This window comes from Sphingorhabdus sp. (assembly GCF_044357595.1).
Taxonomy (GTDB): Bacteria; Pseudomonadota; Alphaproteobacteria; order Sphingomonadales; family Sphingomonadaceae; genus Sphingorhabdus_B.
This window is the reverse complement of the sequence record NZ_JBIKPH010000185.1, coordinates 1-3,505: the sequence shown is the minus strand read 5'-3', so window position 1 is coordinate 3,505 and position 3,505 is coordinate 1. Positions and strand designations below refer to the sequence as shown.

Genomic DNA, 3,505 nt, shown 5'->3' with positions numbered 1-3,505 from the left:
AGCTCGACTATATTGCAAGCGCTGTTCCGTATTTGAGGCGTTCCATAGAAAACGTTGAGCTAACATCACTCAGTCCGGGTACTGCGGCTATCAGTTCTTGGTAGATACGATCATAATGCGCGATATCTGCGACGGCGATCTTAAGCAGATAGTCAACATCCCCGCTCATGCGATGACATTCTATTATCTCAGGAATACTGAGTATTCCGGCTGCAAAGGACGCCAGCCAATCGGGCGTATGCTTGTTTGTTCGAATTGACACGAAAGCGGTGACGCCCAATCCTAGCTTTACCGAGTTTAAAATTGCTACGCGGCGCTCGATGATCCCTGCATCTTCCATTCGTTTGATGCGCCGCCAGCAAGGATTTGTAGAAAGGCCAACTTGCTCACCTATATCCTGGATCGAATGCGTGGCGTCACGTTGAATTATTTCTAAGATTCGCCGATCGATAGTATCAATTTTCACATTTTCGCTCATTTTTAGGTTTATAAACTAATTTATAAATATAATCTAGAAATATTTGGGAACATTTTCTAGTAATACTCTGTTATCTAGGCGGCAAATTGACATTCGAATGAGAAAGCACCGCTATGAGAAAATTATCGCGCCTTTTTGTTGAGCATCCAGAGACTGTTGGAGAAACATATTTCCAGCATCTGCGGCAAGCATCTGGGTTTGCTGTATGCATGTTCTGCGGCGGTCTCGCTTGCCTAATGCATGGTTTGTTTCCCTTTATGTTCGAACGCACTGGCAGCGACAAAATACGAAATCTTCATAGCCGAATGGTCATGCGCCGCAGTGAACAATCGAGAGCTAAATGGACAGAGGAAGATCATCGCGGAAAAAAGGTCTAAAAAATGGGCTCGTTGGGTCTGCCTGAAAGCTGGCTGAGTCGGCGGTCGGCGGTCGGCGGCATGCTTCTTTGCTCATTCATTGCAATTATTGCAGGTGCAATCAACTCCGTATCCGGCGTACCTACTATGGTATTGGCGCTCGTGCTGGGTGTCGGCGTCCGTGCCGCTTTTAATCAAAAAGTTGAGATCGTAAACCAAGGTGTGAGCTTTTGCGCCCACTCAATTTTGCGAATTGGCATCGCCCTGCTTGGATTTCGGATTATTGCTGCAGACGTCATGTCTTTAGGCTGGAGCACTGCCGTTATTGTTCTTGCTACCTTGGCTGCCACGCTTTTTGGCGGGTACATGATAGGCAAGGCGTTCGGTCAGCGGAGTGATGTTTCTGTCATATCAGCGACCTCGATTGCTGTTTGTGGCGCGTCGGCGGCCCTTGCGGCCTCGGCGGTACTCCCCCCGCGTGAAGGGCTGGACCGGGAGACCTTAACTATAGTTGTCATCGTTTCCATGCTTTCGGCCATTGTGATGATCGCTTACCCGATGCTGACCAAGCAACTGGGCTTTGATGCTCACTCTACCGCACTTGTTTTGGGAGCTGCTATCCATGATGTTGCACAAGTCGCAGGGGCAGGTTTTGCAATTTCGCCGGAGGTCGGTTTGGATGCCGTAACAGTGAAGATGGTTCGCATCGGTTGTTTACTTCCGGTAATATTCGCGATCGGAACATTGAGAAACGTTCACGGGTACTCCAGTGCGAAATTGCCGATAAATAGACTATTCCCGACGTTTCTCCTTTCTTTTCTTTTGTTCGCGTCGGTCGCAAATTTAGGACTTGTGCCAGCGGCAATTGTCAAATTGGGTGGGGAAACTGCAAGTTGGGCTCTGACTATATCAGTTGCCGCGCTGGGTCTTAAAACGAGCCTGGACGAAGCCTGCTGCATGAACCATCGGCTAATTCTTACCCTCGCCGCTCAGACACTTTGGCAGCTCGGCAGCGTTCTGTTTCTCATTCTTGCATTCCGTTGAAAGTTGGTCGCATGTTCCAGGGCGTTCCAAAGCCATGCACAGACGCAGTTGTCCGAGCAGTGTTCCCCGTCAGCACCAATGGCACAGATTTGATGTTTGTATATTAAACGTCGCCGGCTTGAACGCCGCCAGACAATCCACGCGAGCGAGCTCCGCATAGACATGCAGCATGGCCTCTTCCATCGCCGGATTACGCCAGTTGAGATCGGGTTGTCCCTTTGAGAAACGGTGGAAATAGAATTGCTTTCTAGCGTGGGACCTTTCCCAGGCAGATCCACCGCCCCCGCTCCAATTGTTGGGAGGCGCCATGCCATCGTGCACGTTACGAAAATAAGTCGTGCACGTTATAAAAAAGTCTTGACAAATTTTCATGATCAACTGAAATGTCCGGACAACTTTATTGGGCCTCAGGGGGAATGATGATTACTCGCAAGACCCTGCTGCTCGCCGCAACTGCGGTCTGCGCGATTTCCACCACGGCGCCAGCACAGACCGCGCCTGTCAGTCAAACGTCTGATACGCTGAGCGCTGTGGCTCTCGCCGACAACGCCAAAGAAATCATCGTGACAGCGCGCAAAAAGGAAGAGCGTCTTTTCGATGTTCCGCTGACGATCTCGGTGGTCGGCGCGGAGGCCATTGATCGCGCCAATCTCGACAATCTCGACAATATTTCTTCTTATCGCGGACATCCATACCGGCCTCACAATTCACAAAGAGTTTAAATGGATGAGTGATTTGTTCGCCGTCCTCGCCATCCTCTTGGTTATCTCAGGCCCACTAATGTGGTTGCGCCGTAAATGGATCTAACGCCAACTAGATGAACGCAAACACGCACCCGTTTTAAACTGGAAACAATCTCAAATTATCTGACGACGGACACTTAAACATGAAGCGAAGCATCTCCTGTATCGCATTAGCTCTGGCCTTAGCGATGGCGCCAATGGTGTCAGCACCGGCACTAGCGGGGGCAAAAATCGATTTCGCGATCTATCGCGGCCCCGCTGGCACGGATGTCGGATATTTGCTTTTCGTGCGGACGGTGAACGGACCGCTCGACCATATCTTCGATACAAAAAAGCTTCCGTTCAGTTGGAACCCTTCCTTTGCACCGCGTACTCCGGAGCACCTCAAACCCTATGCAAGATCCTATGTCTAGCCGCCGCTCGGGTAAAAGTCCCGCGTCGGTCCATGCGGCCCTCGCGCTGCTTACCGCAGCCTATGTGCTGTCCTATGTCGACAGGACCATCATAGCGCTCATGGTGGGGCCGATCAGGGCCGACCTCGGGCTGACCGACACGCAGTTCAGCCTGCTTGGCGGCCTGGCTTTCGCCGTCTTCTACTCGACCTTGGGTGTACCCTTCGGCTGGTGGGCTGACCGGGGTAACCGTCCCAGGATCGTGGCGCTTGGGGTCTTCTTTTGGAGCGTGATGACGATGCTATGCGGTTTCGCCCGCAGCTTTACAGGGCTGTTTCTGATGCGCGTGGGCGTCGGCGTGGGCGAAGCGGCGCTCTCGCCCAGTGCCTATTCACTGATCGCCGAAACATACCCGCCAGACCGCGTGGGCCGGGCACTATCAATCTACGGAACGGGCATTTACCTCGGGGTAGGCTTGAGTTTCGTCCTGGG

At 52.0% G+C, this 3,505-nt stretch carries 7 protein-coding genes; 5 read left to right on the top strand and 2 right to left on the bottom strand.

The window, feature by feature from the left end; genetic code table 11:
- Positions 1 to 7: 7 nt before the first annotated feature.
- Complete coding sequence (locus tag ACIQ2T_RS12645) at positions 8 to 466, bottom strand: Lrp/AsnC family transcriptional regulator (protein WP_397591116.1); 459 nt, start codon at positions 464 to 466, stop codon at positions 8 to 10.
- Positions 467 to 591: 125 nt separating this feature from the next.
- Here ACIQ2T_RS12645 and ACIQ2T_RS12640 point away from each other — a divergent pair, with 125 nt between their 5' ends.
- Entirely contained in the window at positions 592 to 855 is a 264-nt protein-coding gene (locus ACIQ2T_RS12640) for a DUF6356 family protein (protein WP_300035655.1), read from the top strand.
- 3 nt (positions 856 to 858) lie between these two features.
- Positions 859 to 1,878, top strand: coding sequence for a YeiH family protein (locus tag ACIQ2T_RS12635; RefSeq protein ID WP_397591115.1), 1,020 nt, complete (start codon positions 859 to 861; stop codon positions 1,876 to 1,878).
- A gap of 69 nt (positions 1,879 to 1,947) precedes the next feature.
- On the opposite strand, the gene ACIQ2T_RS12630 is transcribed toward ACIQ2T_RS12635, so the two are convergent.
- On the bottom strand, positions 1,948 to 2,187 hold the full coding sequence (locus ACIQ2T_RS12630; RefSeq protein ID WP_397591117.1) for an alpha-amylase family glycosyl hydrolase: 240 nt from the start codon (positions 2,185 to 2,187) through the stop codon (positions 1,948 to 1,950).
- A gap of 107 nt (positions 2,188 to 2,294) precedes the next feature.
- On the opposite strand from ACIQ2T_RS12630, the gene ACIQ2T_RS12625 reads away from it, so the two are divergent.
- The 3 genes from ACIQ2T_RS12625 to ACIQ2T_RS12615 form a co-directional block, all read left to right on the top strand.
- Positions 2,295 to 2,600: a hypothetical protein gene (locus tag ACIQ2T_RS12625; protein WP_397591114.1), complete on the top strand. Its 306-nt coding sequence runs from the start codon at positions 2,295 to 2,297 to the stop codon at positions 2,598 to 2,600.
- Positions 2,601 to 2,764: 164 nt separating this feature from the next.
- A complete protein-coding gene (locus tag ACIQ2T_RS12620) occupies positions 2,765 to 3,034 on the top strand; it encodes a hypothetical protein (protein WP_397584634.1) in 270 nt (89 codons plus the stop codon).
- A partial coding sequence (locus ACIQ2T_RS12615; RefSeq protein WP_397591113.1) for an MFS transporter occupies positions 2,982 to 3,505 on the top strand: 524 nt, incomplete at its 3' end. The genes ACIQ2T_RS12620 and ACIQ2T_RS12615, both read left to right, overlap by 53 nt.